The organism is Tardiphaga sp. 42S5 (assembly GCF_034044155.1).
Lineage (GTDB): Bacteria > Pseudomonadota > Alphaproteobacteria > Rhizobiales > Xanthobacteraceae > Tardiphaga > Tardiphaga robiniae.
In genome coordinates, this window is record NZ_CP139027.1 from 2,320,774 (window position 1) to 2,346,430 (window position 25,657).

Genomic DNA, 25,657 nt, shown 5'->3' on the forward strand with positions numbered 1-25,657 from the left:
GTTGTCATGGATCATGCGAAAAACGGACAGTCCATTCAGGGACGCGCCCCCGCAATTGCTGACGAGGGCGGCATTCCGAGTGATTCCAATCACACCGCCAGGGGGCCGCAGCGCGATTTGAATGATCGACTGAAGCCGGAGGTGGACGACCCAGTAAGTCGGGATTCGTCTGATCGGGAGATCTCCGTGCATCCATCATCGCGCACGGTTCGCCGGGTATTGAAAATCGCCGCCGGCGCCGCCATCGTTGCGGTATTCGGATGGATGCCGCTTAAAGCTATCTGGCAAACCTCCAGCGTCGAGGCGGTGGTCAACGCCAGGATAGTGACGCTGAGATCGCCGATCGATGGCACCGTGAGTTCGAAGTCCGGTCTTTCAACTGCATCGAGTGTGAAGGAAGGCGACGTCATCCTTCGGGTTGTGAACGCGCGAGGTGATCGAACTCGGTTGGACGATCTGAGACGGCAAATGTCGCGGTCGGATCACGAACGGCCGACCCTCGCGGCCAAGCTCACCTCCGCTCACGCGTTGCAAGAGGATCTCGCTCGGCAGGCCTCGCAATTTAGGGAAGGACGGATTCTACAGCTGGAAGCGCGCATCGCCGAAATTCAATCGGTGATCGAAGCCGCAGTATCGCGACGCGAAGAAGCAGCAGCAACCGTTGAGCGGGCATCGTCGCTCATCAAATCGGGTAGCGTCTCGACTGTCGAATTCGCCAGGTTGATCCGGGATCGGTCAGTAGTTCAACAAACAGAAAACGGCGCCCGTCATAGACTTGATGCGGCAAATGTCGAACTCACCGCTGCGAAGAATGGCACGTATATCGGCGATAGCTACAATGACCGGCCGAGTTCCGTCCAGCGAGAAGAAGAAATGCGTCAACGAGTTGGAGATCTTACCGCCGATCTGGCGCATGCGGATGCAGAAATCTACTGGCTCTCCGCCGAGATTATTTCCGAGCAGTTGCAGTACATCGCACGATCGGAAGCAAACATAACGGCGCCAGTGCCGGGCCGGATCTGGGAAATGATGACCTCAACAGGTGAGGATGTCAGGGCCGGGCAAGCGTTGCTGAAGCTGTTGAACTGCAACGGCGCTGTCGTGACCGCAAACGTTACCGAGGGTGTCTACAACCGGTTGCAATTGGGTGACCAGGCGCGGTTTGAGCCAAATGACGGCAGTCCGTCAATCAAGGGATTGATCATCAACCTTACAGGAGCGTCAGGTGCGCCCGCGAACCTAGCCATCAATCCCGATACGCTGAACAAGGAACCATACCGTGTGTCGGTTTCGATGCCCGGTGCCGGTACGACCGGCAAGGATTGTGAAGTCGGGCGCACCGGAAGGGTGGTGTTCGACAACCCACCTAAATCATGATCGCAGCGCTTGCACCGGGCCTGATCGCTTTCGGTTGTTGTCTCGTCATACTGCCGCTGCTCAAACGCAACAGCACGATCGCCCGATCATTGATGGCTGTTATATCGTTTGCCTTGTTGGCCCGATACTTCGTGTGGCGAGTCACGCAAACGTTGCCGCCGCCTGGCTTTACCGCCGACTGTCTCGTGGGATATCCGTTCATGCTGGCGGAAGTGGCCTCGCTGGTCGCCGTCTGCCTATCACTGCTGTTTCTCAGCCGTACAATCGATCGCTCCGTCGACGTGAATAATGGAATAAAGCGGGGTACCGGTGCTGCGCGGGTTCCGCTCATCGACGTGTTCATCTGCACTTACAATGAGGAAAAGGCGATTCTGGAGCGCACGATCATCGGCGCCACTGGACTGCAGTACGGCAACTATCGCGTCTGGATTTTGGATGACGGGCGACGCTTGTGGCTCAAACGCCTGACGGAAGAACTTGGGTGTCACTACCTGACGCGCCCAGACAATCGTCACGCGAAAGCCGGCAATATCAATCACGCGTTGCAGCACGTAGCGGGTCTGCATGAGAAGCCGGAGTTCATATCGGTCCTGGATGCCGACTTTGTGCCCATGCCTGACTTCCTGACTCGCACGACCGTTTTGATGGAAGATAAGACTGTCAGTGTGGTGCAGACCCCGCAGCATTTTATCAATCCAGACCCGATCCAATCTAATCTCGCTGTCGCTCATGTGTGGCCCGACGAGCAGCGCTTCTTCTTTGACATTCTGATGCCAGCCAAGGACGCCTGGGGCGTAGCGTTCTGCTGCGGAACGTCCTCAGTGATCCGTTTTTCAAGCCTTATGGAGATTGGCGGTTTCCCAACAGATTCAGTCACCGAAGACTATCTCGTCACGCTACGCCTGAAGGAACTTGGCTATCGTACAATATATCTGAACGAAAGACTTACGCTCGGATTAGCGCCCGAAGGACTCAAAGAGTACATCACGCAGCGCAGCCGGTGGTGCCTCGGCTTCATGCAGATCGTGAGAGGCCGTAGCGGCCCACTATCTCTCGACTCGAAGCTCACGTTTATCGATCGGCTTTCGCTGATCGATGCTTTCATGAGTTGGTCGGCGGCCTATGGAACGAAAGTGTTTGGCCTCGTCGTGCCCTGGCTCTATCTACTGTTCGGGATCAAGGCAGTTCACGCTGATCTCTTCGAGCTGTTGAAATACTTTCTGCCCTTTTACGTCTGGCACGCATTCACGATGGCCTGGATCTCCCGCGGCCGATCGCTAGCGATCATGACCGATTTGTCGCAATATATCGCGGCGCCGGCGGTTCTTAAGGCGCTGGTCACCGGCCTGATCAGGCCACAGGGTCACAAATTCAAGGTGACCGCCAAAGGCGGTGATCGTAGTCAGAGGTTTATCGAGTGGCCGCTTCTGCGGATTTACGGGGCCGCACTGCTGATAACGTTGTTGGCAATCGCCTACGCTTTTATACTCAATCTGCAGGGAGAGAGCATTGCTTATGGCGGGCTTGCCCTTGCCTGGAGCCTCCACAATGGCGTGATCCTAGCGGTCGTGTGTTTCATCTGCATAGAGCAACCTCGCCGTCGGAAGGCCGAGCGCTTCCAACGCCATGAACCCGTCCTCATTCACGAGGGCGGGGCTTCGCGACTGGTTCGCATGGCGGATATCTCGATGACCGGCGCTCGCTTCCTCGATCCCGCTCCACCGCCGGTGCGGACCATCATCAATTGCAACGTCTATGGCCAGAACGTATCCGCAATTGTCGTACGGCGGACAGGCGACGGTTTCGGCGTTCGATTCGAAGAAACTCTCGAGACCCGAGTTCGCGTCGTGCGTGCGTTTTACGCTGGAGAGTATGCCCACGCTTTTCTCGGCGTTGGAGCGGCGCCGGTCGGCAAAGCTCTTCTCCTGCGCTTGTTCAACTAATCGAGCAATTGTGATCTTATTAGTTAAAGAGTGAGGTCCGTTATTGGCACATCGCGTCGTATCGCTACGCTGCGGAATATGGTCGCTTTCGGGGCATGGCGGACCTTGGCGAGCGGTCTGCCCGGTTAGAACCGCTCTTGAGCCCGCAAGCAGAAAAAATAGCATAATAACTCAATGCATTGAGGGTGCTTTAGTGGCGTTTGCTACCTAATGCCGAAGATTTCGGCCGGTCTGCTGTCGCGCGCGACAGGGCTACGCCTCAGCCAATTCGAAATACCGCGGCGCGTCGCGCCAGCCATGGGCTGCAGCATGGAGCGCCTTGGCGCGATAATCCAGTTCGAGATCGCAGAGCATGCCGCGCATCTCCAGATCGCTCTCCTCGCGGGCGAGGCGGTTGCAATCGTCCGCGCGGTCTCTGAAATAATTTTCTGACATAATCATCGGTATCGTTTTCCATCGGCTTCGATGGAACTTCGCTGTCCGGTTTGGCGAAGACGTGGCGGCATGCCATCAAATACGTGGCAGTTCCCGCTTTTCGCGTTGCGAAGGATTGCGCAGCAATGTTACGGCGCGCCGTTCGCACCTGCGGTCACGGCGTGCGACACGAGCGCATGGGCATCGGTGATGCCGCCGGCCGCATGGCGCACGATGGTCTCCGCCATCATCGCCTTCGTCGCCGGCGTACGATGCTGCACGGCGATCTGCTGCACAGCGATATCCAGCACCTGGCGCAGCGTGGCCACATAGTTTGCGTCGAACTTCGGTGTCGGGTCGGTTGTCATGCTACACTCCGTCGTCTCGAGCTACGCGGACCATGCTGACGCATTGGGGCGTATCTTGGTCCGTGCGATGAAACGTCGATGACGGCTGGTGACATTGTTTTGAAGTGTGGGCGTTGAACCTTCATGCGGTGTTGCGCGACATCCCGCCACGCGCAGTACGACTTGCGCATTCGAATAAAACGCAGTGCAAAAATCTTCAGGATTTGTGAAGCCGGCGTGACATCGCGTGCACATTCGCGCGATCGATGACGCTGCGGCTTTTCTGAATGTGGTGTTTAACTGCCGCTCGGTCATTCTTGCGCAGGCTTGCGGCGTGACACTCGCGCCTAGCGTTCCTGCATGACGCTGAGCGGAATGTTGACCTCGCAACTGAGGCCATCGGGATCGAAGCGCAGGCGTGCTTCGCCCTGCAGTTGCCCGGGCAGCGCCTGTTCGATCAGACGGCTGCCGAAACTCTTCCGTGACGGTTCGATCACCGGCGGTCCGCCGCTTTCGATCCAGCGCAGGATGAAGCGCTTCGGCGTATCCTGCGTCGTTGACCACGAGATCGTGACGCGGCCGGCCGGCGTGGACAGCGCGCCATATTTGGTGGCATTGGTGCAAAGCTCGTGGATCACCATTGACAGCGACATGGCAGGCCCGGACGAGATGGCGAGGGTGTCGCCGGTGATCGTGAACTGATCGAGGCTCTTGGATTGGAATGCGCGCACTGCGCTCTCGATCAGCGAACGGCAGCTCGCACCGGTCCAGGTCTCGCGGATCAGCAGATCCTGCGCCACCGCCAACGCCTGCAGGCGATCGCCGATGGTCTTGGCAGCTTCTTCGAGGCTGCCGGCCGTGCGCAGGCTCTGCGATGTAATGGCCGACACGATGGCAAGGGTGTTCTTGACGCGGTGATGCAGTTCACCGATCACCACTTCCTGCAGCTTGGCCGCGATCGCGAGCGCCTGCGCATCGACGCCAGCCTTCGCGAGCAGTTCCTTGAGATAGTCAGGCTCGTTCTCGATCGAGCGCGGCAAAGGAATGGTCATTCCCAGCCATAACAGGTTGGTACGGTTCCGTACATTGTAATGGTTGGGCTGTATGGGACGGGAAGATGCGTCTTTCTATGCCTGATTGTTCCGGCGAGATGGTTCGATCCTTCCGCCTTGGCGCATGCTAGCCTCGTGCACATCACCCGGAGGTTTCATGGAAAAACCGCTCAGGACTGCGAACGAGCTGGAGGATTTGATCAAGCAGCGGACGATCCACCTCTTCGGCCCCTGGCCGAAGGCGATGACCTTGTTCGTGTTTGAGGAGCGCATGGGCTGGAATGTCAGCATCAGTTCCGCCAACACGGATGCCAACGCGTTCTAACGCAGCCAGGCGTTGGGCACGGCCCTGATGCTGCAGGACAAGTTCAATTTCAGTCAGCCGGTTGCCAGCTGACCTGCCTATGTGCGTTCAGAACGGGGCGCACGCGGTCGTCGACGACGGTCCGGTATTCCGCAAAAACAGCCCGCCATGTTTTAAACGCGCCGCAGCGCTCCGCTTATGGGCTCGCCGCTTACCTCAGCGAGATGGCGAGGCCCGAGAGATCGGCATTGACCATCAATCCGGTCTGGCGACCGCTGAGTTCCAGTAGCGCGCCCTTCTCGTTGGTGAGCACGATGGCGCTGACGCCGCGGCCGACGGCAGCACCCGCGCCGCCTGCGCCATAAACGCCGGCCACATCGCCCGGGCTGTCGATGCGGCTGACGCGGCCGGACAGATAGGTCTGCGACGCGCCGAACACGAGGCCCGCGCTCAAGCCGCCGATCGACAGCGGATAGGTCCGGCCGCGAAAGGTCAGCGTGCCCGAACCGCCCGACGCGCCGATGAACCAGCCGCCCTTCAGCACATTGATGCGGATCGTGCCGCTATCGGCAAAAGCCGCAGAGGAGAGACTGGCGCCAATCAGCGCGAGGGCGGCGACGAGGGTGGTGCGGAAAAGCGAGCGCGACATGGGATTTCCTCTGAAAAATGATTCGTTGGCGCAAGGCGAGGCCGGCACAATCCAGCAAAATGGTTGCGGGGTCCATGGGCTCGCGAGCGGCGAGGGCGTTGCAATTGACAAATGCAGGCCCCACCAAACACACTCGGCCATGGCCAGGACCGTCCTCTTTCTCTGCACCGGCAACTACTATCGCAGCCGCTATGCGGAAGAACTCTTCAATCACCTGGCGCGCCGCGCCGGCCTGGACTGGGAGGCGACGTCGCACGCCCTGGCTATCGAGCGAGGCAAGGACAATATCGGCCCGATGGCGCGGCAGACCATCGACGCCCTGACCATCGATGGCATCTCGCCCATTGGCGTGTCGCGGATGCCGGTGGTTTGCACGCATGATGCGCTTGCAGCGTCCGATATGGTCGTGGCCGTGAACGAAGCCGAGCACCGCACCTTGCTGGCGGAGCGGTTTCCAGGCTGGGAAGACCGCGCGATCTATTGGCACGTGCATGACATCGACGTGGCGCCTCCCGACGTCGCGCTGGGCGAGCTGAAAGCGCATGTCGCGCGTCTGGTGCGTGAGCTGACTGAGCCTCCTCATACGAGCCTGATCGCTCCCGCCATGTGGCAACTCGTCGAGCGCTATGTGGGACACGTCGGCTATAAAGGCGGCGTCAAGTCCGAAGGACTTGCGTGGGGGCCACCGGTCATCGATTGCTCCGGCTGGGCTGCGCTGCTGCTGTCCAGCGCGATGCAGGCGATGAATGATGCATCCAGAAGCGGCGTCTTCAGCGCCAGTGAGATTGCTGGGATTTCGACCTGGTCCGATCGCATGATCGAGGTCATCGAGGCCCGCACCGGGTTTATTCTCGAAGGCGATCGGATCGATCTCGAAAGCCTGCCGCGCTTTGCAACGATTGGCCTGCGACAGGGTGGTGGAGCATGGGCCGCGAACCATCCGCGGCCACGCGGGATTACCCATGTGGTTCAGATCGTGCGCCGCCCCGATGACGATGCGCCGTTCGTGACGGAGTCGCAGGGCTGGGCAACGCCCTCTGGTCTCCGGTTGCTGCCGCTGGCGGACTGGCTTGAGATCAGCCGGGCGTGGCTCAAATCCGGCGAGGCATGGGCGGTCGATCCGTTTGCGCCGTGCGTGCGTCGCGCAGGCGTGGCGTGAGGCCAACGCCTGCGAACTGCGAAGACCGCATCAATTGATGCTGTGAAAGAACCACTTCACCAGCAACACGCCGCTGCCGATCGCCACCACCACAATCCCGTAGCCGGTCAGGACGTCCGCCGAGGTGCCGCCGAACGGCCATAGTGCCGCGACGCCGATGCCAACGGTGAAAATCAGCACGGCGTAGAACAAGTCGCCACGCTCTTGCGGCTTCGACGCCAGCGCCGCGACAATAAACTCCAGCAAATGATCTGGGGTATCGGACATTCGAGGGCTCATCCGACCTTTGATGACCGTGGTCCGCAACAATTCGACACGGCCTGTCAGTTCATCAGCCAATATTTGTATCGGATACGGGCCTTGGGCACCGGTCCCCGGTCTGCCGGCTTCCACTCTCCGAACTCCGATTGGCGACGAGGTCGTGCAGGTAACTCCAGCCTGAATTCGTGGATTACGTTGCCGATCTTCGCCTTGATGACACGTTCGGGCGTCACCCGGTAGAGATCAATATACCCGCGTATGAGGCCCTCTGCGGCTCCTCCGCTGGCTGGGGTAACCTGGCCCAATGATGCCGAGCGGGTTTCTTTCGGACTCTCCATCGAGATGGAGATGGCATCGGGACCCGTCAATGACGTTCCGTCCGGGACGGAGATCTCGAACTGTATCGACGCCGCTGTCCGATTGCTGGAGAGATAATCCGAAGTTCTCCAGAGCTCATACACCACTCCGCTTACAGCCAGAAGAATAGTAACAAGCCAAATGTAAATGACCGCCCGACCCAGACCGCGACGATCGAGATGCCGCGCGTATCGATACGCGGAAAGCCCGAACACAACAGTGCCTACTGGAAGACCGAATAGAAAACCGAATATTGCCGAGCTTCCCTCCATGTGACGGAAGCCGAACACCGGGCCAATCTCGGCAAAGAGCGTGACACCAATTATTGCGCCTAGCATGGTCAATGTCAGGACGAAGACGCTTTTCATCGAATTAATCCTGCGGGGAGGCCCGCGCCGCGAGTCCCACTTCCTCATCGTAAGAGTCTTTGGTGGATGTTTTCGCCGAAGAGACGAGCTTGCCCCTCGATCGAGGCGGGTCATTCAATTCAGTGCGAATTTTTTGATCTCTAGGCCGTGCTGATGCCGAAACACGCCGTCATCGACGATCATGGAAAAACGCAGACCAACGATTCTTGCCCCATTGCGACTTTTGGAGGCGACCACACGCCTGCTGATTGCGCATGACCTTCCTTCCGCACCGATTAGGTCGCCAGAGGCAGTGAAAGGTTCAGGAGCCGTTATCAAAGCCGGGATTATCGAGCAGGAGCCAATCCCGATGCGAGCGTTGCGTTTTGCAATCATGTCGTTCGGTGCGCCAGAACCCGTCGCCCTTGTTGTGTTGACCAGATTTGCAGACATCCCACTCCGGTGCGGAGCACGTCCGCTTGTCCGCCGATAGCAGAACGCTGAGGCCATAACGGTGGGTCCGCCTTGCGCACCGCGTCGATGTGGCCGTCAGCGTGGACTCGGAGACGACCCGCCCGCCCCAAACGCCCTGCAGGAGGTCAGCTCCTGCACAGCCTGTGCCCGGTTCTGGACCGGAAAGAGCAGCAGATCGAACAGCTTCGGTCCAGCAGCGACGAGCTCGGACGCCTCGCTCGAGCGCGCGCCGGTCGGCATCCAGACCATCATTTTCGAACGAAAAGTGCACGTCCGCGCGTCGATTGCACAAGAAGCCAAGGAAAACTCAACGGCAATTCAAGATGCCTACAAGGCTTTCCGGCCCGCACGCGCGCATTCTGGCAGTGCTTTCAGGAGCAAGGCCACAGATGGCCCGAACAATCGGAGGAAAGTCATGAGGATTATCGTCATGGGCGGTACAGGTCTCATCGGACCCACACGAACCCTTGATGCGGGTGCACGTCCATGACCAAGCCTCACGATCGTTTGAATGATCCGGCAGCCGCATCTGAGACGCCCCAGGAAACTCCGTCCCATGCGGAGCGGCGTTCTGCCGGTGCGGAGATGTCCCGCGTGCTCGGGACCACACCATTTCATATGGCTTTGGATTCCTCCGGTGCCGGAATCACCCACTGGAAACATGAGCCATTGCACGACGTCGTCGAGCCCATGACCCATCACGTCATCATGGCTTACAACGGTTCGATGCAGCGCATGGAGCGGCGGTCAGGAAGATCGGTTGCGATTGGAACGTTTCGTCCCGGTGTTGTGATCATCATTCCAGAAGGATCAAGCTCCCGATGGGATATTCCGAAACCTGTTGATGTCGTTCAGCTCTATCTTCCGCACAGAATACTCGAGCGTGTTGCCCACGAAGCCGACATCGCCGCTCCTGGCGACCTTCTGGAGCGAACGGCGCATCCCGATCCCATCACATCGCGGTTGCTCATAAGTGCGGCGGACGTCCTGGAGGGTAACGCGGCCCTGGATGCCCTGTTCAGGCAGCAGGTGACGGATCTTCTGGCCACGCGCCTGCTGGCTGCGCACACCGGCGCGCCAACCACGTTCCAGCAGACCATGGGTGGGCTGGCGCCGAAGACGCTGCTACGTGCCATCGAACGTTTGCGCTCGGACAGCGATACGGACGTCTCTCTCTCCGCCCTGGCCTCGGATGCCGGCCTGTCGCGCTTTCACTTCTGCCGCGCTTTCAAGGAAAGCACCGGGCTTTCGCCACATGCCTGGTTGCGCCAACACCGGCTCGAGCAAGCCATGAACATGTTGCGCGACACCGACGCATCGGTCGTGTCGGTGGCAGCGGCGCTTGGCTATGCCTCGCAGACAGCGTTTGCAGCGGCGTTCAGGAAGCTGACCGGCGAAAGTCCAAGCGATTGGCGCCGACGGACGCGTTAGCCGCAATCTCTCGACAGGTACGTCAATCGCTCTGGGGCAGTTGCAGATCCGATCAGCTAGATCATCACCGTGCCCACGCCAATAACGGACGGAGACAGACAATGGCCTGGAAGACCTTCGTCGACCCACTTGCAATGATACCGCGACGGAGAGTCGTCACGAGCTCTCTGATATATGGACTTTCACTGACCATTCGACTGACGACATCGACGGGCGAAGAGGTCGAGAAGCCAGCGCAGACCGCGCAAGACAGCACCCCTTCGTTGTCCATCATCGTGAGCGACGACATCCAGGCTTTGAACGACCGGCCGCTGACGTCCGCTCAGCCGATCATCTTTCACCGTGACCGGCCGCTGGTTCCGCGAATCTGCCGCGCCGAATGTGAACGTCCCATGCAACTGGCGTCGATGCTGGACTGTACCCCGCCATAGGGGCTCACCTCATCGTTTCCCGTCTTCGCGTCATCGTTGATCGCAACAAATTTGCCGCAGGTGAGAAGCGGCGGCGGTGACGCGCGTACTGCCGAGCAACTTAAACCCAAGGAGAAAATCACATGCGAATAGTCATCATAGGCGCCGGCTTCGCCGGCATGTACGCCGCACTTTCCGCAGCACGCCTGCGCGACATCAAGGGTGTTTCGCCCGAAGAACTCGAGATCGCGCTGGTCGCACCCGAGCCGACACTGGTCATTCGTCCGCGGCTCTATGAGCCGAAGCCCGAAACCTTGACGGCGCCTTTGCTGGATGTCCTCAAGGCCGTCGACGTCGTCTATGTGCAAGGCAGCGCCGAGACGATCGACACCGCATCCCGCACGGTGCAGGTCGCGACCGCCAACAATAAGCGACAGTCGCTCTCCTACGATCGGCTGGTCGTGGCGACCGGAAGCCGGTTGTTCCGTCCGAATATTCCCGGCCTTGCGGAGCATGGTTTCAGCGTCGACAATCTCGACGATGCGATCGCGCTCGACAAGCATCTGCATGGCCTGGCTAACCGGCCGGCGTCGAGCGGACGCGACACCATCGTCGTCGCCGGCGGCGGCTTCACGGGAATCGAAGCAGCGACCGAAATCCCGACGCGGCTTCGCGCGATCCTCGGCAAGGACGCCCGGCCGCGCGTTATCATTGTCGAACGAAACAGTGCGATCGCTCCCGACATGGGCGAGGGTCCGCGTCCCATCATCGAGGAGGCGCTGCGCAAGCTCGGTGTGGAGACCCGGCTCGGTGCCGGCGTTGCCTCGCTGGATGCATCCGGGATCACACTGTCCGACGGCGAACGCATCGAAACCGAGACCGTGATCTGGGCAGCAGGCATTCGCGCCGCGCCGCTGACCACGCAGATCCCCGCCGAGCGCGACAATTTCGGCCGGCTGCTGGTCGACCGCGATTTGCGCGTACCCTCGGTACCTGGCGTCTTTGCCACGGGCGATGCCGCCAGAGCGGCCAGCGACGATGTCGGCAACTACGCGCTGATGTCGTGTCAGCATGCGACGCGGATGGGCGCCTTTGCCGGCAACAATGCCGCCGCCGAATTATTGCGCATGGCGCCCAGGCCGTACCACCAGAAGGCCTACGTCACCTGTCTCGATCTCGGCGAAGCCGGCGCACTGTTCACGCGCGGCTGGGATCGCAAGGTCGAGATGGTTGGCGACGTCGCCAAGAAGACCAAGCAGGAAATCAACACCGTCTGGATTTATCCGCCGAAGCCCGAGCGTGCCGCCGCTCTCGCCTCGGCCGATCCGGAGCATGTGACCGAAGTCTAACTCCTCACACAAGAAAGGACCGCGCTCCAAGCCGGAGCGTGGCCAGCTCTCGCAATCGATCAACCAGGAGGACCCGCAGATGACACAGACGATTCAAGCCACTCGGAAAAACACTCAGCAAAATACTCAGAAGGAGAAACACATGAACCTTGATACGACATCAGCCCCCGTCAGGTCGGGGCGTAACGAACTGGTTCCGTCGCGCTATGCAGTAAAGATCGGCGACATCGATGTGCTGGTGGTCAGCGATGGCGTGCTGCCACTCCCAACCTCCATGTTGGGACATAACGCAGACCCCGCCGTCCGGGCCGCCTGGATGCGCGACATGTTCCTGCCGCCGGACGCTTTCGACTGGCCGCTGAACGTGGTCGTCGTGCAGAGTGGCGAGCAGACCATTCTTGTCGACGCCGGGCTGGGATTGGACCCGGACCTACATTTGCCGCGGGCCGGACAACTGATCCAGCGATTGGCAGCTGCCGAGATCGATCTTGCATGCGTCACCGATATCGTGCTGACGCACTTGCATATGGATCATATCGGCGGACTTCTCGTCGAAGGGGTGAAGGATCAATTGCGTTCGGATCTGCGGATCCACGTCGCTGCCGCCGAGGTCGAATTCTGGAAAGCGCCCGATTTCTCTCACACCCAAATGCCGCCGGGATTCCCGGACGCACTGCGGGCGACCGCCAAGCGGTTCATGGCCGAATATGGAAAGCATTTCCGGACATTCACGGACGAGCACGAACTGGCGCCGGGAGTCATCGTGCGTCGGACCGGTGGCCATACGCCCGGACACAGTGTCGTCCGCCTGGCATCCGGCGGTGACGCGCTAACCTTCGCCGGCGACGCCGTGTTCACGGTCGGGTTTGACCAACCCGATTGGCACAACGGTTTCGAGCACGACCCCGAAGAAGCCGCGCGCGTGCGGACCCGTCTGTTGCGGGAGCTGGCGGCCAGCGGCGAATTGTTGGTCGCGACCCATCTGCCATTCCCGTCCGCCGGACACGTGGCGATCGATGGCGACGCGTTTCGCTGGGTTCCGATCTCCTGGGACTACTGATCGCTTGCCGGGTTAGGACACGGGCGCGTTCTCTTCGCTAATGAGTGCGCGCCCTGGTTTTAGCAGCGCCGATTCAGATGGACTGCACAGTAGCGGGACCAAGCCGCGTCATCTTGGCAAGAAGGAGATTGAAAATGCAGAGTGAAAAGGTCGTGATTGTGACGGGCGGCAGCTCCGGCATAGGGAAGGCGGCGGCGCTGCGCTTCGCAAGGGAAGGCAATAAGGTGTTCGTGACCGGCCGCCGTCCCGGCCCTATCGAAGAAACGATTGCCGAGCATGCGAACATAGCCGGCATGGTGGCGGATGCAGCCTCCGCCGAAGATGCCAAGCGCACAATCGCCAAGACGGTCGATCTTTGGGGCAGGGTTGATGCCTTGGTCAACAATGCGGGCGCAGGTGCCATCCTTCCGCTGGCAGACGCGACAGCCGATCGCATCAGGGACATTTTCTCCGTCAATGTGCTCGGCCCAAGTCTCCTCGCCGCTGCCGCTCTTCCTCACCTCAGGGCGACACGGGGCACGATCGTTAATGTCTCGAGCACTTTCGGTCACAAGCCGGTGGCTGGACTGTCTCATTACGCCGCCAGCAAGGCGGCCTTGGAGCAACTGACCCGCTGCTGGGCGCTGGAGCTTGCACCACTCGGCATACGCGTGAACGCCGTGGCGGCAGGGCCTACGGAATCAGGCGCGCTGACTGGCATGATGGGGCTCTCCCTGGAACAGGCTGCGGCAATCAAGGAACAGGAGCGTGCGCGCATACCGCTCGGGCGGCGCGGCGTTCCTGACGACCTGGCAGAATGGATCGTGAGGCTTTCGAGTCCCGCTTCGGAATGGATGACGGGCCAGGTTGTCGCTATTGATGGCGGCCTGGGACTGGCTTAGTTGCAGTTGAGGTTGCGGATAAACGTGAGCTGGTCGCAAAAGCACGACGCTGCTAAAAGGCGGTCCGCAATTGCGCGGACCGCCTCCTTTATTCAGGGCTTGAACGTGAAGTCCGGTCCGATAGCCACCTCAGCCGGAATGGGCGGCAGATCGGCAAACAGCTCCGGATGCTTCTTCATCACATTCAGGATCGGCTTGGCGTCGATGTTCTTGTTGACGTCGAATGTCGCCTTCAGCACGCCCAGCCGTTGAAGCCGGTCCTGCGCGCTCCAGAGTGCCTTGTAGCTATTTGCCGAAAGACGTCGATCAAGCTGCTGGACATTGAATTCCATGGCGGCTTCGGCGATCTCCGGCTTCAGGCCGGGAATCCAGCGGGTGCCGATCTGCGCGGCGGCCTTGGGATTCTTGCGCATCCACTGGTCGGCCTGTGAGGTCGCGGCCAGGAATTTCTCCGTCGTCTCCGGATTCTTCTCGACCCAGGACCGAAGCGAGACGACATAGCCGAGATAGGCGATGACATCGCCGCCGCGGATCACTTCAAAGGCACCGGGGACGTCCTTCTGCGCGATGATCGGCCAAGGATCCCAGCCGGAAAACGCATCGATGCCCTTGGCGAGCAGCGCGACCGTCATATCCGGCGGCGGCGTGTTGACCAGCTGGACGTCGTCGGGCTTGAGGCCGGCCTTCTCTAGCAGCGCCAGGATATAGAGATGGTTGATGGTGCCGAAGGAGGTCGCGATCTTCTTGCCCTTGAGGCTCTTGAGGTCACCCTTGACGATGCCCGATCCCTCACGGGCAATGATCGCCATGGTCGCATCGGAACCGGACTTGGTGGCGCTGCCGCTGTAATTGCCGAGCGCCACGAGATCCATGCCGCGCAGCACGGCGCCGATCATCGGAACGCCGACCTGCAGGATCTCCGTCTCGCCGGCCTGCAGCGCGTTCAGCGCATCAACGCCGGTCGCGTAGGGGCGTGCGATGGTGACATCGAGACCCTGCTTCTCGAAGTAACCGCGCTCCAGTGCCACCGGGATCGCCAGCATGTCGATGGCGCTGACCATGCCGACGTTCAGTTTCGTCAATGTCTGCGATTGTGCGGGCACGCAAGCCAGCATCACGGCAGTCAAAGCCCATAATATGCGTTTCAAAATCAGTCCTCCTCTTTGATTGGCCCCACGCTCGTGACCCAGTAAGGCCGGGCAACCGCGTTGAGGTCCGTTCGTTTCACACCCCTTAGTCCGATGGAATGATCGTCGGCCCCGGCGATCCGCCCATACTTCTGAAACGCCAGAACGTGAAAACGCTCCGGCGTAAACGGCATATCGATCTGGATATTGACCTTGTCGGACGCGCCGGCGAGCTCCTTGGAGATCTTGCCCGGCGCCTCGATGCTCAGCCAGCCCTGAAACGCGGCCCACACGGCAATGACAGCGAGCACCACACGCCCGCGCGTCGAACGAATGACATCTCGCGCGATACTCATGCGGCCCGCACCATTTGCAGCACCTGCGCCGATAGACGCTTGAACGTTTCATCCTCGATCAGTTGATCCCAGACGCGCGGACGCGGAAGATCGACCTTGATCTGATCGAGCACGCGGCCCTTGGACATCACGACGACGCGGTTCGCAAGAAACACGGCTTCGGCAACATCGTGTGTGATGAAAATGACGGTCGGCTTGCGCTCCTGCCAGATCCGCGTGAGCTCCTCCTGCAGTGTCATGCGGGTCTGCGCATCGACGCTGGCGAACGGCTCGTCCATCAGCAGCACGGCCGGATTGTTGGCCAGCGCGCGGACGACGCCGACGCGCTGCTGCATGCCGCCTGAGAGTTCATTCGGGTAGCGATCCGCGGCATGCGAGAGGCCGGCGAGCGCGAGATATTCCCGGGCAGTGCGGTCGCGCTCGTCCTTTGGTACGCCGCGCATCTTCGGGCCGAAGCCGACATTCTCCAGTACCGTCTTCCACGGGAACAGGGCGAACGACTGGAAAACGACGCCGCGATCCGGACCCGGTCCCTTGACAAGATTGCCGTCGATCAGGATTTCACCGCCCGTATAGGGAATGAAGCCCGCGATCATGTTCAGGATCGTCGTCTTGCCGCAGCCCGAGGGGCCGACGACGGAGACGAATTCGCCCTGCTCGACGTCGAGCGAGACGTCCTGGACGGCGGTGACCTGCGATCCCGCATAGGGATCGAAATAGGTCTTGCGCAGATTTTTGAGCGACAGCGTTTTCATGACGTAACCAATCCCCACCGCTGGCCCGTTGCGCGCTCGATCGGCGCAAGGATCCAGGCATCGACGATGTACCAAAGAGTGCCGAGAACGATCATGCCGAGCAGGATCTCGACCGTTGAGCCGGCACGACGTGCATCGAACATCATGAATCCGATGCCGCTGGTGCCGACGATGATCTCCACCGCGATCAGCGCGCGCCAGCCATAGCCGAGGCCGTTGCGCAGGCCGGTAATGATATTCGGCAACGCACCGGGCAGCGTCACCTCCCACAACACTCGCATCGGCGAAGCGCCGAGGCTCTGCGCCGCACGGGCCAGATCGCGATGTACCGACTGCACGCCGAGCACGGTGCTCAGCACGATCGGGAACAGCACGGTGTAAACGATGACAAAGGTCATGGTGGTGAGGCCGAAGCCGAACCAGATCAGCAGGATCGGCAGCCACGCAATATCGCCGATGGCCTGAAAGAACAGCAGCACTGGCCAGCAGATGCGATGCGCGAGGCGGCTGGAGCCGATCAGGATGCCGAGCGGAATGCCCAGCGCGACGCCGATGGATGCACCGAACAGCAGCCGGATCAGACTGTCCTGCAGATAGTCGGGCAGAATTCCCTTGTAGGTGAGGGAGATGAACGACCGCATCACATCCGCCGGCGCCGGGAAGAAGGCGCGCGGAAACATGCCTGAATTGGCGACAATGCTCCAGATCGCCACCACGGGAATAAACGGCACGATGGTCGCGATAATTGGCCACCGATGCGTCGCGCGCACGTAACCGCTCCAGAATTTCAGTGCAATGTTCATGTGCGCCTCACCAGTCCCCATCGCTCGATCGTCGCGCGCTCCAGCGGAACGAGCAGCAACCGGTCGATGAATAGCCACAGCACGCCAATGACGATCATGCCGAGCACGATCACTTCGGTGCGATAGAAGTCACGGGCGACGAACAGCATGTAGCCAAGTCCGACATTGGTCGCGATCATCTCCGCCGCGATCAGGCCGCGCCACGCGAAGCCGAGCCCGGTGCGCACGCCTGTCACGATATTGGGTAGCGCACCCGGCAGCAGCACCTCGGTGAGCAAGGCCCATCGTCCGGCACCGAGCGAGGCGGCGGCATTGCGGATCGTCATCGGAATGGTGGAGACACCGAGCAGCGTGTTGTAGGCGACCACAAAGAAGACGGCGTTGAAGATCACGAAGATGATGGCGCCGAAGCCGTAGCCGAACCACAATGTCGCGATCGGTATCCAGGCGATGCCCGCAAGCACCGAGAAGAAGCGAAACAGCGGCGTCAGAAATGCCGAGACCGCAGGGCTCACGCCCATGGCGATGCCAAGCGGAACAGCAACGAGCACGCCGAGAAACGTGCCCAGTCCCACACGCAGCATGCTCGCGCCGATATGGCGGATGAGCGAGCCATCGCCGATCGCGGCAACCGCTGCTTCGGCCACCGAGCCGACCGATGGAAAAATCCGCGGATTGACATTGAACAGCGGGACCACGATCGCCCAGATGGCGACGAGCACCAGCAGGGGCGCCACGAACAAGGCTGCGCCCACCAGCGAGTTCATGCCGCGCCAGGCGACGCGTGACCGCACTTTTTGACCGGGCGCAACGAGCACGCGACCTCCCTTTGACCAGCGTTCTGGCCGCTTTGTTTTTATCTGCGAGGCTCTCGGCTACGCAGTTTAGTACTCAAATCTCGTCTGCGAACGGCGGCACTTCGCCGCCGTCCTGGTCACGTCACGGCGTATCCGCCGTCGATGACGAGGATCGTCCCCGTCACAAAAGATGCCGTCGGCGAACACAGATAGAGCACGCCGCCCAGAAGGTCCGATGGTTTGCCCCAACGGCCCAAGGGTGTGCGCCCCAAAATGACCTGGCTACGTTCCGGGCTTGCTTGCAGATCGGTCGTCAACGGCGTGGCGATCCAGCCTGGCGCGATCGCGTTGACGCGAATGCCGTCATTCGCATAGGCGATCGCCAGCGATTTCGTCAGTTGTGCAATACCGCCTTTGCTGGCGGCATAACCGGGAACGAGACCGCCGCCGAAGAACGACAGCATGGATGCCAGATTGACGATCGCGCCCTTGGAGCGTGCCAGCAGCGGCCGCGCGGCGGCGCACATCCGCATGGTGCCGTTGAGATTGATATCGACCACCGACTGGAAAACCGCGGGGTCGAGTTCTTCGCTGCGACGAATGACGCCGGCGCAATTGACGATCAGGTCGAGTTCGCCGAGCGAGCCGACAAGGGACTTGATAGCGCTGTCGTCGCGGACGTCGAGCTGATGCGCCTGAGCCTCGCGCAACACCGAATCCGAACGCGCCCGCTCGATCTCCGCAGCATTCACGCCGGTCGCGATGACCTCCGCGCCGGCCTCAACGAAGCCGCGCGCGAGGCCCGCGCCGATCCCTGACGTTCCGCCCGTCACCAGCACGCGTTTTCCCGCGTACCAGATCGACGCCCATGCGGCTGACGGCGTCTCCTCGATCATGTTGGCACCGTCTGCCATCAGCGCACGAACTGGTCGACATAGTCGCGGCCAAGGCCGACGGACTCGTAGTGGGCGCGGCACATGTCGATCTTGGTGAAGACGTCCTCATAGCCGACGTGCTTGTTGTTCTCATCGAGATACAGCATCGATCCCTGGATGTTGAAGAAGGTTATCATCTCGGGAACGTCCTCTGGGACGACCAGCGTGTGGATCTCACCCGGAGGCTCGAACACGTAGGAGCCCTCCGTCGCCACCCACTGGTGTTCGCGGTAGAACCATTTGCCACGCAACACGAAGCCGTGCACCGGATTGGGATGCAGATGCCGCGACAGCACGCCGGCCCGTCGCACGCGCAGCAGATTACACCACTGCCCTTGTCGTGTGTTCAGCATCAGCGGACGAAACCAGACATCCGACGCCTGCGGCACCCAGACCCGTTCGTCCTCGGGAATAGCGACGACGGCGATTTCCGGCGATGCAAGAACGTGCGTCGATCCGATCATGTCACGATACATGGGGCTTCCTCTTTGTTTTTTTCGTCGCCGCGGTTGAGACCCGCGTTATGCCTTCAGGCGTCGCAGTCGCGCGACGCTTCGAGAGTTTGAATTGCGTGTAGCCGAGCACCTGTTCCATGGCGGTCTTGGCCTTCTTTGCATCACCCGCGGCAACCGCGCGCGCGGCGGCCGCGTGGTTCGGCAGGTTGTCTTCGAACCAGCCGGGGCTGCCGACCGCGACAAGAAACACCGCGCTCAGAATGGTATCGATAGCGCCGCGAAAACCCTGCAACACGGGGTTATGCGTCGCATCGAGAATGGCGAGATGGAATGCCTTGTCCGCCTTGATGGCGCTTTCCTGATCGTGCGAGGTTTCCATGCCGACGAGTGCGGCCTCGATGCGCAACCTGTCCTGCTTGGTGCTCCGCGTTGCCGCGAGCGCGGCTGCTGCCGGCTCGATGATCAGTCGGACTTCCTGAATTGCCATCAGAAGATCGCGGTCCGGTTCGCCGCCGCCGACCAGCCATCCCAGCACATCGCGATCGAGCAGGCTCCAGTCGCGGCGCGGCAAAACGTGCGTACCGTAACGCGGACGGACGCTGACCATTCCTTTCGCAGCAAGGGTTTTGATCGCTTCCCGGATGACGCCGCGCCCGACACCGAAGCGCGCCTCCAGTTCCGGCTCGGGGGGGAGGGTTGCGCCAATCGGGATAATATCCTGCGCGATTTCGCAGCCGAGCGTGGTCAAGACCGAATTGATACGGCCTGGCTTGCTTCCCCGCTCCAATGATTTCGTAGGACTTCGTGCCACGAGTGTTCTTTCCCGCTTGTTTCTTCAGTGGCCTATCTCACGTTTTTGGAATGAATGCAATCATCCGATGTTAAACATCGGATGATTGATTTGCGATGCACAATGCTTTGTTTGATCGCAGATTGGCAACTTCATCATTTTCCTTTGTCGCTCGGCGGTTGGTTTTTCCGGGAACGAGATTGGCTGTTCCACCGTTTTCAGAAACACCGGGCCGGTTCGGTTCCAGCAGGACCAGTTGTCTTTGGCTCGGAAAAGTCAGGAGAAAGCAAATGATGTCCGAAACTCAAGTCCACACCATCGCCCGGCAGATGCTTGATCGGCACGGCGCCGTAGCCATCGCTCATGCCGCTCAGAATGCACTGACATGCGAGCAAAAGGGTCAGGTGGAAGAAGCCAACGAGTGGCGCCACGTGAAGGATGCCATGAAGATCATGCAAGGCCCGCATCAGAGCTGAGGTTGCGATGCCGCCTTGCGAATGCGCGCAGTGCCGTCCGGAAGCTGGCCTAGCACATCGAACGTGTCGTGAAGTCTAGCGGTGGCGTGCATGGGGCGGATTAGCGCAGCGTAATGCGCTCCGCGTTACCGGACGGTGGCGACTTTTTGCTCAATGCCGCCGTGGCAAGCGCGGTAGCGCATCCTTGATATGCTCCCGGCAACGCTGTGCCAGCCGATAGTAGTCGCCTGACGCTGCAGCTGCGGATTAGATCGACAGCAGATACCGAAACCAGTAATCTCTGGAGATCACCGCCCTACGAACAGGCGCTCGGTGACTGAGGGCCCGGTAATGCTCCCGCCTGACCGGAGCAGCTTTGGTGCCAACCCAGGACAGAACCAACGTACTTGTCGTCGAAGACGAGATGGTGCTGCGCATGCGCGCCGTCGACATCGTCGAGGACGCGGGCTTCACGGCTATCGAAGCGACCAATGCAGATCAGGCCATCAGCGTGCTTGAAGCGCGATCCGACATCTCGTTGCTATTGTCGGACATCCAGATGCCCGGTAGCATCGATGGATTGAAACTGGCTCATGCGGTTCATGAGCGATGGCCCGACATCAAGATCATTCTCGTCTCCGGTCAGATAAATCCGTCGATGGACGAGAAACCGAAAGACAGCCGCTTCTTCAGCAAACCCATCGACAGCGAGCAGATGATCGCCGAAATGCAGGACATGATCGGCACAGACGCCCTCAAGATCGTCTCCGGGGAGGCTGGCCCGGCTCATCCGACGCGGGCCGGCCAGTCGATTGTCGAGGAAAATCTGGTGGCCGAGAACGACAGTCTACGACTGTTACTCGAGCAAGCCGGGATAGATGCCAAGCTCCTGCTCGCGCAGGCGGGTATCGACGCCAAGGAGCGCGAGGCGGCTGACAAGTTGCAAAAGCTTGTGTTGGGCGAATTGCACCACCGCATCAAGAACACCCTCGCAACCGTGAGTGCGATCGCGTCGCAAAGCCTGCGGACCGCCACCAGCGTGCAGCATGCGCAGCGGGCCATCGAGGGGCGGCTTCTTGCTCTCGGTCGAGCGCATGACCTGCTAATGCAGGTCAGCTGGGCGGGGGCTGGCCTTGCGATGATCATTCGCAATGCCACTGAGCCATACGACAACAAGGGAGTGGGCCGCTTCTCCATCTCGGGGCCCGAAATTGAGCTCGGTTCCGGCGCGGTGATCGCCCTGGCGATGACGCTGAACGAACTCTGCACCAACGCCACCAAGTTCGGAGCTCTGTCGGATCCGGGCGGTTTCGTGAAGATCGAATGGAAGATCGACCAGGCATCGGAAAAACTGTCTCTAAGCTGGATCGAGACCGGCGGCCCGCTCGTCAATCCGCCCAGCCGTCGCAGCTTTGGCACACGCATGATGGAATCGTTGGGACAGCAACTCAGCGGTGCCGTGCGCCTGGGATATCCGCCCTCGGGATTTACTTACACGCTGGATATACCAGTCGACTCGCTGAACAAATAGCCGCGTTGGACGTCTCGCTGGATCGCGAGAATGACCAGGCGCTTTCACGCGACAGCATGCGATCTGATCGTTGGTTTGATAAATCACGCTCAAGTATGAACGCGCCTACTCCCTGGAGGACGGAAACGCCCTCAAAAGCGACCGTTCGCTTTGCGCCGAGCCTTGCACGCAAGTTCGATGACGTACGTACGAACGTTCAGAAGTCAGTCCGAAGATTGTAGAGCTTACGCAGTCTCTGTTGCGTTCCATCAATTGCCCGCACGGTATGCAACTCTGCCGTAAGCCGCAGATGAATATCGCTTGCCCGATTAATCGATAGAATTGTCCAGTTTGTTTCAAAACGAGGGTCGGCGATTTCATCGACGAGAACGGACGTCACGTCTGCGCACCCGTAACAACTGCGGATCTGCAGAAGCGCTGCGTGTTCGAGGTCATGTCGGGAAAGGAGCGTTTTCAAGACGCGTCCTGATCGTCATGCGATTTCAAGATTGACCTCGCCGTTGAGAGCGCCACGTTGCTCCACCTGATTGCGCGCCATTTGCTCGATCAGCGGCCTGTTGGCGTGAAAGTACCGCTTCGCCAGTTCTTTGGTCTGGAAACTGGTGGTGAGCGAGCATGAGATGCGTCGTGTTCCGTAACGGATGTCGAACGCCACTCGCTGATGAATACCATCGATCGGGTTCGGTTTAGAGATTGCTATCACGCATCGTCCATCTCTGCTCAGAAGCGTCCAAGCGATTCAAATCTGTTTCGGAAACTCAGCGCTGCAAGCGCCTTGATCAGATTAACTCTTCATCGCCCAGGCCGGACGATCTCCCAGCCAGGCTGGTAGAGCGTCCCATTCGGCGGCTCTCATTCGACGTTCCTCGCCACCGACATTGATGAAAACGAAGGGCGCGTCCTCCTGACCGGTCTTGGATCCTGCAAAAATGGCCGGAATGCCGTAGGCGTCTCGAATCGCAGCTTTGTTGGACATCGAGTTCCCTTGATCCTCGAGACTTTTCATCTCGCGATTTTGCGATTACCGAACGTCGTCGGGACAATGCGAAGTCGCTGCACTGAAAGCAGCGAGTATCTCGCAATATGCTCCTGCTACTTCTTCTTGGCGGCACCGAGCGTCGGCATTACCTTCGGGCCACCGCCCTTCATGCTTTCAGCAGCAGCAATCGTCTTTACCGCAACCTTCTTAGGCTTCTTGGTCTCGCGATTGCCTTTGGCCATTTAGTGCTCCCGTGTGTGAACAAGAATAGTAGCACACCGCGGCCTGACGAAGGGTTTTATTATATCAGCCTGTTCGCTGCTGCTGCACATCGCGCCCCCGTCAAAGATAATGATGGCTATTCCCAGATAAAGGGCGCACGCTTGAGCGCATGCATTACCGGCTGCGCTTGGCCGTGCCTTAATTCAATGATCCGAACGGAATCGCGTTAAGTTCCACGGCCTATGCCGCGTCGCGCATTTCGTCGTTTCGGCATCTGTCCCATTACATGACGAGGCTGCAGATTGACGGTGTTCAACCGTATCGCATTTATTGGAAACTCGCTCCCACGCCGATGCGGAATTGCGACCTTCACCACCGACTTGCAGAGCGCAGTCGCAGCTTCGCGCGCGGATTCCAAAACGGTCATTGTGGCGATGACCGATCATGGTCACGTCTATGACTACCCGACGAGCGTCGGAATTCAGATCAATGATGGCCTGATCAATGATTACATCCGCGCCGCCGAGTTCCTCAATGCAGGCCGCTTCGACGTCGTGTCACTGCAGCATGAATTCGGCATTTTCGGCGGTGAAGCGGGGCGCGACATCATCCCGCTGCTCTCGCTGCTCAAAATGCCGATCGTGACGACCCTCCATACGGTTCTTGCAGAGCCAAGTACGCCTCAAAGGGACGTCTTCACCAGGATCATCGAGTTGTCCTCGAAGGTTGTGGTCATGGCGGAAAAGGGCAGGGAGCTGCTGCGGACCGTCTATCAGATCGCCGAAGAGAAGATCGAGGTTATTCCCCACGGAATACCCGACTTCGCATTCGTCGAGCCAGACAACGCCAAGAATAAACTGGGCTTCGCCGACAAGTCCGTCATTCTGACGTTCGGACTACTGTCGCCCAACAAAGGCATCGAATTCATGATCGATGCGATGCCTTCCATTCTGAATGCCTGCCCCAATGCGGTCTATGTCGTACTTGGTGCCACCCATCCGAATCTGGTGCGGGATGAGGGGGAGGCCTACCGCGAGAGCCTCATTGCAAGGGCCCGCGACATAGGCGTCGCCGATCACGTTGAATTCCTCGATCGCTTCGTCGACCAGGAAACACTGCTCGATTTCATCTCCATGTGCGATGTCTACGTCACGCCATACCTGAATGAAGTCCAGATGACGTCAGGCACTCTGGCCTACAGTTTCGGGCTGGGAAAGGCCGTGGTCTCGACGCCCTACTGGCATGCACGTGAACTTCTTGCAGACGGCCGGGGCATTATCGTCCCGTTTTCAGATGCGGATGCGATCGGCTTCGAGATCGAGAAGATTTTGACGAATGCGCCCCTGCGCCAGGCAATGCGCAAGCGCGCCTATGCCAGCAGCCGCTCGATGACGTGGGAGCGCACCGCCGAACGATATATTTCGGTCTTCGAGAATGCTGGTCGCCGCCACAGGCTCAGGACCATCGCAAAGTCGGACACGACCACGCTGCTGCGTGACAGTCGTGCGCCGCCGGAAATGCAGGTTGGTCATTTTCTGTCGATGTGCGACGACACCGGGCTATTCCAGCATGCGGTCCATTCAGTGCCTGACCGCTCGCACGGCTACTGCATCGACGACAATGCCCGGGCCCTGCTGCTGGCATGCGCGTTGAACACTCCGGGCGAGTTGCGCCTGCCGGAGGTGCTGACATCGCGTTTCGCCGCGTTCGTCCAACATGCCTGGAACCCGCAGACGCGTCGATTTCGGAACTTCATGGCCTTCGATCGCGGCTGGTTGGAAGACAGCGGATCCGAGGATAGCCACGGCCGTACGCTCTGGGCCCTTGGCGTTTGCGTCCTTTCAGACGCCAACAGGTCTCGGCGCGCCTGGGCCGCATCGTTGTTCTCCGAAGCGCTGCCGGCAGTCGAAGAATTTCTTTCCCCGCGTGCCTGGGCATTCACGCTTCTGGGACTGGATGCGTACTGCGCGGCCGTCGCCGACGATGACCGAGCCGACAGAATCCGGGCGTTGCTCGCTGACAAGCTTCTTGCCCTTTTCCAGAAGGCCGGGACCGCCGATTGGGTGTGGTTCGAGGAAGGGCTTTCCTATGATAATGCAAGGCTCTCCCAGGCCCTCATCATCACCGGGACAGCATTGCGGAGACAGGATTACCTGGACGCCGGGCTGAGAAGCCTGCGCTGGCTGCTGGCACAGCAGACCTCGGCCAGCGGGCAATTCAGGCCGGTCGGAACCGAAGGATTTCACGACGTCCGACGGCAACCCCGCAATTTCGACCAACAGCCGGTCGAGGCCGCCGCGACGATCGCGGCTTCCCTCGCGGCATGGCGTGCCGACCCGGATGCCGATTGGAAGGCAGAAGCCGCTAAGGCATTCGCCTGGTTTCTAGGAAGCAACGACCTGTCGATTCCACTCGTGGACCTGGAAACTGGAAGCTGCCGTGATGGGCTGCATCCCGACCGTGCCAATGAAAATCGGGGCGGGGAATCCGTCGTTTCCTACCTGCTGGGGCTTTCCGAAATTCGGCATATGGCCCGTATCGCCGAGGACCAGTCAAAGTCAGCGCCACGAGTGGCCTGACGACATCGCTTTACCTTTTCACTGATCGAGATTCCCTTGTCCCCCAAGTCTCCCTTAC

At 60.0% G+C, this 25,657-nt stretch carries 30 protein-coding genes; 12 read left to right on the forward strand and 18 right to left on the reverse strand.

Going from position 1 to position 25,657, the window contains the following annotated elements; translation table 11 throughout:
* Nucleotides 1–6 precede the first annotated feature (6 nt).
* Nucleotides 7–1,377, forward strand: a complete 1,371-nt coding sequence (locus SFY93_RS10820) for an HlyD family secretion protein (protein ID WP_320447078.1) — start codon at nt 7–9, stop codon at nt 1,375–1,377.
* On the forward strand, nt 1,374–3,320 hold the full coding sequence (locus tag SFY93_RS10825) for a glycosyltransferase (protein ID WP_320447079.1): 1,947 nt from the start codon (nt 1,374–1,376) through the stop codon (nt 3,318–3,320). Before SFY93_RS10820 ends, SFY93_RS10825 begins: the two co-directional genes overlap by 4 nt.
* A gap of 252 nt (nt 3,321–3,572) precedes the next feature.
* On the opposite strand, the gene SFY93_RS10830 is transcribed toward SFY93_RS10825, so the two are convergent.
* From SFY93_RS10830 to SFY93_RS10840, 3 genes are all read right to left on the reverse strand, one after another.
* Nucleotides 3,573–3,761: a hypothetical protein gene (locus SFY93_RS10830; RefSeq protein WP_068731284.1), complete on the reverse strand. Its 189-nt coding sequence runs from the start codon at nt 3,759–3,761 to the stop codon at nt 3,573–3,575.
* Between the two features lie 122 nt (nt 3,762–3,883).
* Nucleotides 3,884–4,102 (reverse strand): hypothetical protein, encoded by a 219-nt coding sequence (locus tag SFY93_RS10835; protein ID WP_068731389.1) that lies wholly within the window; start codon nt 4,100–4,102, stop codon nt 3,884–3,886.
* A gap of 326 nt (nt 4,103–4,428) precedes the next feature.
* On the reverse strand, nt 4,429–5,133 hold the full coding sequence (locus SFY93_RS10840) for a sensor histidine kinase (protein ID WP_093759269.1): 705 nt from the start codon (nt 5,131–5,133) through the stop codon (nt 4,429–4,431).
* Nucleotides 5,134–5,290: 157 nt separating this feature from the next.
* Here SFY93_RS10840 and SFY93_RS10845 point away from each other — a divergent pair, with 157 nt between their 5' ends.
* A complete protein-coding gene (locus SFY93_RS10845) occupies nt 5,291–5,458 on the forward strand; it encodes a hypothetical protein (protein WP_320447080.1) in 168 nt (55 codons plus the stop codon).
* 190 nt (nt 5,459–5,648) lie between these two features.
* Here the strand turns inward: SFY93_RS10845 and SFY93_RS10850 are convergent, their stop codons facing one another.
* Nucleotides 5,649–6,086, reverse strand: a complete 438-nt coding sequence (locus SFY93_RS10850) for a lipid-binding SYLF domain-containing protein (RefSeq protein WP_320447081.1) — start codon at nt 6,084–6,086, stop codon at nt 5,649–5,651.
* Here SFY93_RS10850 and SFY93_RS10855 point away from each other — a divergent pair.
* Nucleotides 6,085–7,245 (forward strand): arsenate reductase/protein-tyrosine-phosphatase family protein, encoded by a 1,161-nt coding sequence (locus SFY93_RS10855; protein WP_320447082.1) that lies wholly within the window; start codon nt 6,085–6,087, stop codon nt 7,243–7,245. The genes SFY93_RS10850 and SFY93_RS10855 overlap by 2 nt on opposite strands.
* Nucleotides 7,246–7,275: 30 nt before the next feature.
* Here SFY93_RS10855 and SFY93_RS10860 read toward each other — a convergent pair whose 3' ends face one another.
* From SFY93_RS10860 to SFY93_RS10870, 3 genes are all read right to left on the reverse strand, one after another.
* Nucleotides 7,276–7,512 carry a hypothetical protein gene (locus SFY93_RS10860; protein WP_320447083.1) on the reverse strand — a complete coding sequence of 79 codons (237 nt, stop codon included), beginning with the start codon at nt 7,510–7,512 and terminating at the stop codon, nt 7,276–7,278.
* Between the two features lie 56 nt (nt 7,513–7,568).
* Nucleotides 7,569–8,231: a hypothetical protein gene (locus SFY93_RS10865; RefSeq protein WP_320447084.1), complete on the reverse strand. Its 663-nt coding sequence runs from the start codon at nt 8,229–8,231 to the stop codon at nt 7,569–7,571.
* 114 nt (nt 8,232–8,345) lie between these two features.
* Nucleotides 8,346–8,663, reverse strand: coding sequence for a hypothetical protein (locus SFY93_RS10870; protein WP_320447085.1), 318 nt, complete (start codon nt 8,661–8,663; stop codon nt 8,346–8,348).
* Nucleotides 8,664–9,170: 507 nt separating this feature from the next.
* Here SFY93_RS10870 and SFY93_RS10875 point away from each other — a divergent pair.
* The 5 genes from SFY93_RS10875 (at nt 9,171) to SFY93_RS10895 (ending at nt 13,815) form a co-directional block, all read left to right on the forward strand.
* On the forward strand, nt 9,171–10,115 hold the full coding sequence (locus SFY93_RS10875; protein ID WP_320447086.1) for a helix-turn-helix transcriptional regulator: 945 nt from the start codon (nt 9,171–9,173) through the stop codon (nt 10,113–10,115).
* Nucleotides 10,116–10,216: 101 nt separating this feature from the next.
* The gene (locus tag SFY93_RS10880; RefSeq protein ID WP_320447087.1) at nt 10,217–10,546 is read left to right on the forward strand and encodes a hypothetical protein; all 330 of its coding nucleotides are present in this window, start codon (nt 10,217–10,219) and stop codon (nt 10,544–10,546) included.
* A 122-nt stretch (nt 10,547–10,668) separates the two neighbouring features.
* On the forward strand, nt 10,669–11,874 hold the full coding sequence (locus SFY93_RS10885) for an NAD(P)/FAD-dependent oxidoreductase (protein WP_320447088.1): 1,206 nt from the start codon (nt 10,669–10,671) through the stop codon (nt 11,872–11,874).
* A gap of 142 nt (nt 11,875–12,016) precedes the next feature.
* Nucleotides 12,017–12,934, forward strand: coding sequence for an MBL fold metallo-hydrolase (locus SFY93_RS10890; protein ID WP_320447742.1), 918 nt, complete (start codon nt 12,017–12,019; stop codon nt 12,932–12,934).
* 134 nt (nt 12,935–13,068) lie between these two features.
* Nucleotides 13,069–13,815 (forward strand): SDR family NAD(P)-dependent oxidoreductase, encoded by a 747-nt coding sequence (locus SFY93_RS10895; RefSeq protein WP_320447089.1) that lies wholly within the window; start codon nt 13,069–13,071, stop codon nt 13,813–13,815.
* 92 nt (nt 13,816–13,907) lie between these two features.
* Here the strand turns inward: SFY93_RS10895 and SFY93_RS10900 are convergent, their stop codons facing one another.
* The 8 genes from SFY93_RS10900 to SFY93_RS10935 all read right to left on the reverse strand — a co-directional run bounded on the left by SFY93_RS10900 (nt 13,908) and on the right by SFY93_RS10935 (nt 19,854).
* Nucleotides 13,908–14,963, reverse strand: coding sequence for an ABC transporter substrate-binding protein (locus SFY93_RS10900; RefSeq protein WP_320447090.1), 1,056 nt, complete (start codon nt 14,961–14,963; stop codon nt 13,908–13,910).
* Between the two features lie 2 nt (nt 14,964–14,965).
* The gene (locus SFY93_RS10905) at nt 14,966–15,298 is read right to left on the reverse strand and encodes a hypothetical protein (RefSeq protein ID WP_092138836.1); all 333 of its coding nucleotides are present in this window, start codon (nt 15,296–15,298) and stop codon (nt 14,966–14,968) included.
* Nucleotides 15,295–16,053, reverse strand: a complete 759-nt coding sequence (locus SFY93_RS10910) for an ABC transporter ATP-binding protein (RefSeq protein WP_320447091.1) — start codon at nt 16,051–16,053, stop codon at nt 15,295–15,297. The genes SFY93_RS10905 and SFY93_RS10910 overlap by 4 nt, the downstream gene beginning before the upstream one ends.
* Nucleotides 16,050–16,856 (reverse strand): ABC transporter permease, encoded by an 807-nt coding sequence (locus SFY93_RS10915; RefSeq protein WP_320447092.1) that lies wholly within the window; start codon nt 16,854–16,856, stop codon nt 16,050–16,052. Before SFY93_RS10915 ends, SFY93_RS10910 begins: the two co-directional genes overlap by 4 nt.
* Nucleotides 16,853–17,674, reverse strand: a complete 822-nt coding sequence (locus SFY93_RS10920; RefSeq protein WP_309947350.1) for an ABC transporter permease — start codon at nt 17,672–17,674, stop codon at nt 16,853–16,855. The genes SFY93_RS10915 and SFY93_RS10920 overlap by 4 nt, the downstream gene beginning before the upstream one ends.
* Nucleotides 17,675–17,790: 116 nt before the next feature.
* Nucleotides 17,791–18,567 (reverse strand): SDR family NAD(P)-dependent oxidoreductase, encoded by a 777-nt coding sequence (locus SFY93_RS10925; protein ID WP_320447093.1) that lies wholly within the window; start codon nt 18,565–18,567, stop codon nt 17,791–17,793.
* Complete coding sequence (locus tag SFY93_RS10930; RefSeq protein ID WP_320447094.1) at nt 18,567–19,064, reverse strand: 2,4'-dihydroxyacetophenone dioxygenase family protein; 498 nt, start codon at nt 19,062–19,064, stop codon at nt 18,567–18,569. The genes SFY93_RS10925 and SFY93_RS10930 overlap by 1 nt, the downstream gene beginning before the upstream one ends.
* Entirely contained in the window at nt 19,054–19,854 is an 801-nt protein-coding gene (locus tag SFY93_RS10935; RefSeq protein ID WP_320447095.1) for a FadR/GntR family transcriptional regulator, read from the reverse strand. The genes SFY93_RS10930 and SFY93_RS10935 overlap by 11 nt, the downstream gene beginning before the upstream one ends.
* A 269-nt stretch (nt 19,855–20,123) precedes the next feature.
* Between SFY93_RS10935 and SFY93_RS10940 the strand changes: the two genes are divergently transcribed.
* On the forward strand, nt 20,124–20,309 hold the full coding sequence (locus tag SFY93_RS10940) for a hypothetical protein (RefSeq protein ID WP_170849737.1): 186 nt from the start codon (nt 20,124–20,126) through the stop codon (nt 20,307–20,309).
* Between the two features lie 358 nt (nt 20,310–20,667).
* A complete protein-coding gene (locus tag SFY93_RS10945; RefSeq protein WP_320447096.1) occupies nt 20,668–21,819 on the forward strand; it encodes a sensor histidine kinase in 1,152 nt (383 codons plus the stop codon).
* Between the two features lie 472 nt (nt 21,820–22,291).
* Here the strand turns inward: SFY93_RS10945 and SFY93_RS10950 are convergent, their stop codons facing one another.
* The 3 genes from SFY93_RS10950 to SFY93_RS10960 all read right to left on the reverse strand — a co-directional run bounded on the left by SFY93_RS10950 (nt 22,292) and on the right by SFY93_RS10960 (nt 23,040).
* The gene (locus tag SFY93_RS10950) at nt 22,292–22,522 is read right to left on the reverse strand and encodes a hypothetical protein (RefSeq protein ID WP_320447097.1); all 231 of its coding nucleotides are present in this window, start codon (nt 22,520–22,522) and stop codon (nt 22,292–22,294) included.
* 81 nt (nt 22,523–22,603) lie between these two features.
* Nucleotides 22,604–22,795 (reverse strand): hypothetical protein, encoded by a 192-nt coding sequence (locus SFY93_RS10955; RefSeq protein WP_320447098.1) that lies wholly within the window; start codon nt 22,793–22,795, stop codon nt 22,604–22,606.
* Nucleotides 22,796–22,911: 116 nt separating this feature from the next.
* Entirely contained in the window at nt 22,912–23,040 is a 129-nt protein-coding gene (locus SFY93_RS10960; RefSeq protein WP_320447099.1) for a hypothetical protein, read from the reverse strand.
* 282 nt (nt 23,041–23,322) lie between these two features.
* Here SFY93_RS10960 and SFY93_RS10965 point away from each other — a divergent pair, with 282 nt between their 5' ends.
* Entirely contained in the window at nt 23,323–25,599 is a 2,277-nt protein-coding gene (locus tag SFY93_RS10965; protein ID WP_320447100.1) for a glycosyltransferase family 4 protein, read from the forward strand.
* Nucleotides 25,600–25,657: the final 58 nt, after the last annotated feature.

Coding starts and splice junctions, on each gene's coding strand:
- SFY93_RS10820 (WP_320447078.1), top strand. CDS start 7: ATGGATCATGCGAAAAACGGACAGTCCATTCAGGGACGCGCCCCCGCA.
- SFY93_RS10825 (WP_320447079.1), top strand. CDS start 1,374: ATGATCGCAGCGCTTGCACCGGGCCTGATCGCTTTCGGTTGTTGTCTC.
- SFY93_RS10830 (WP_068731284.1), bottom strand. CDS start 3,761: ATGATTATGTCAGAAAATTATTTCAGAGACCGCGCGGACGATTGCAAC.
- SFY93_RS10835 (WP_068731389.1), bottom strand. CDS start 4,102: ATGACAACCGACCCGACACCGAAGTTCGACGCAAACTATGTGGCCACG.
- SFY93_RS10840 (WP_093759269.1), bottom strand. CDS start 5,133: ATGACCATTCCTTTGCCGCGCTCGATCGAGAACGAGCCTGACTATCTC.
- SFY93_RS10845 (WP_320447080.1), top strand. CDS start 5,291: ATGGAAAAACCGCTCAGGACTGCGAACGAGCTGGAGGATTTGATCAAG.
- SFY93_RS10855 (WP_320447082.1), top strand. CDS start 6,085: ATGGGATTTCCTCTGAAAAATGATTCGTTGGCGCAAGGCGAGGCCGGC.
- SFY93_RS10850 (WP_320447081.1), bottom strand. CDS start 6,086: ATGTCGCGCTCGCTTTTCCGCACCACCCTCGTCGCCGCCCTCGCGCTG.
- SFY93_RS10860 (WP_320447083.1), bottom strand. CDS start 7,512: ATGTCCGATACCCCAGATCATTTGCTGGAGTTTATTGTCGCGGCGCTG.
- SFY93_RS10865 (WP_320447084.1), bottom strand. CDS start 8,231: ATGAAAAGCGTCTTCGTCCTGACATTGACCATGCTAGGCGCAATAATT.
- SFY93_RS10870 (WP_320447085.1), bottom strand. CDS start 8,663: ATGTCTGCAAATCTGGTCAACACAACAAGGGCGACGGGTTCTGGCGCA.
- SFY93_RS10875 (WP_320447086.1), top strand. CDS start 9,171: ATGACCAAGCCTCACGATCGTTTGAATGATCCGGCAGCCGCATCTGAG.
- SFY93_RS10880 (WP_320447087.1), top strand. CDS start 10,217: ATGGCCTGGAAGACCTTCGTCGACCCACTTGCAATGATACCGCGACGG.
- SFY93_RS10885 (WP_320447088.1), top strand. CDS start 10,669: ATGCGAATAGTCATCATAGGCGCCGGCTTCGCCGGCATGTACGCCGCA.
- SFY93_RS10890 (WP_320447742.1), top strand. CDS start 12,017: ATGAACCTTGATACGACATCAGCCCCCGTCAGGTCGGGGCGTAACGAA.
- SFY93_RS10895 (WP_320447089.1), top strand. CDS start 13,069: ATGCAGAGTGAAAAGGTCGTGATTGTGACGGGCGGCAGCTCCGGCATA.
- SFY93_RS10905 (WP_092138836.1), bottom strand. CDS start 15,298: ATGAGTATCGCGCGAGATGTCATTCGTTCGACGCGCGGGCGTGTGGTG.
- SFY93_RS10910 (WP_320447091.1), bottom strand. CDS start 16,053: ATGAAAACGCTGTCGCTCAAAAATCTGCGCAAGACCTATTTCGATCCC.
- SFY93_RS10915 (WP_320447092.1), bottom strand. CDS start 16,856: ATGAACATTGCACTGAAATTCTGGAGCGGTTACGTGCGCGCGACGCAT.
- SFY93_RS10925 (WP_320447093.1), bottom strand. CDS start 18,567: ATGGCAGACGGTGCCAACATGATCGAGGAGACGCCGTCAGCCGCATGG.
- SFY93_RS10930 (WP_320447094.1), bottom strand. CDS start 19,064: ATGTATCGTGACATGATCGGATCGACGCACGTTCTTGCATCGCCGGAA.
- SFY93_RS10940 (WP_170849737.1), top strand. CDS start 20,124: ATGATGTCCGAAACTCAAGTCCACACCATCGCCCGGCAGATGCTTGAT.
- SFY93_RS10955 (WP_320447098.1), bottom strand. CDS start 22,795: ATGTCCAACAAAGCTGCGATTCGAGACGCCTACGGCATTCCGGCCATT.
- SFY93_RS10960 (WP_320447099.1), bottom strand. CDS start 23,040: ATGGCCAAAGGCAATCGCGAGACCAAGAAGCCTAAGAAGGTTGCGGTA.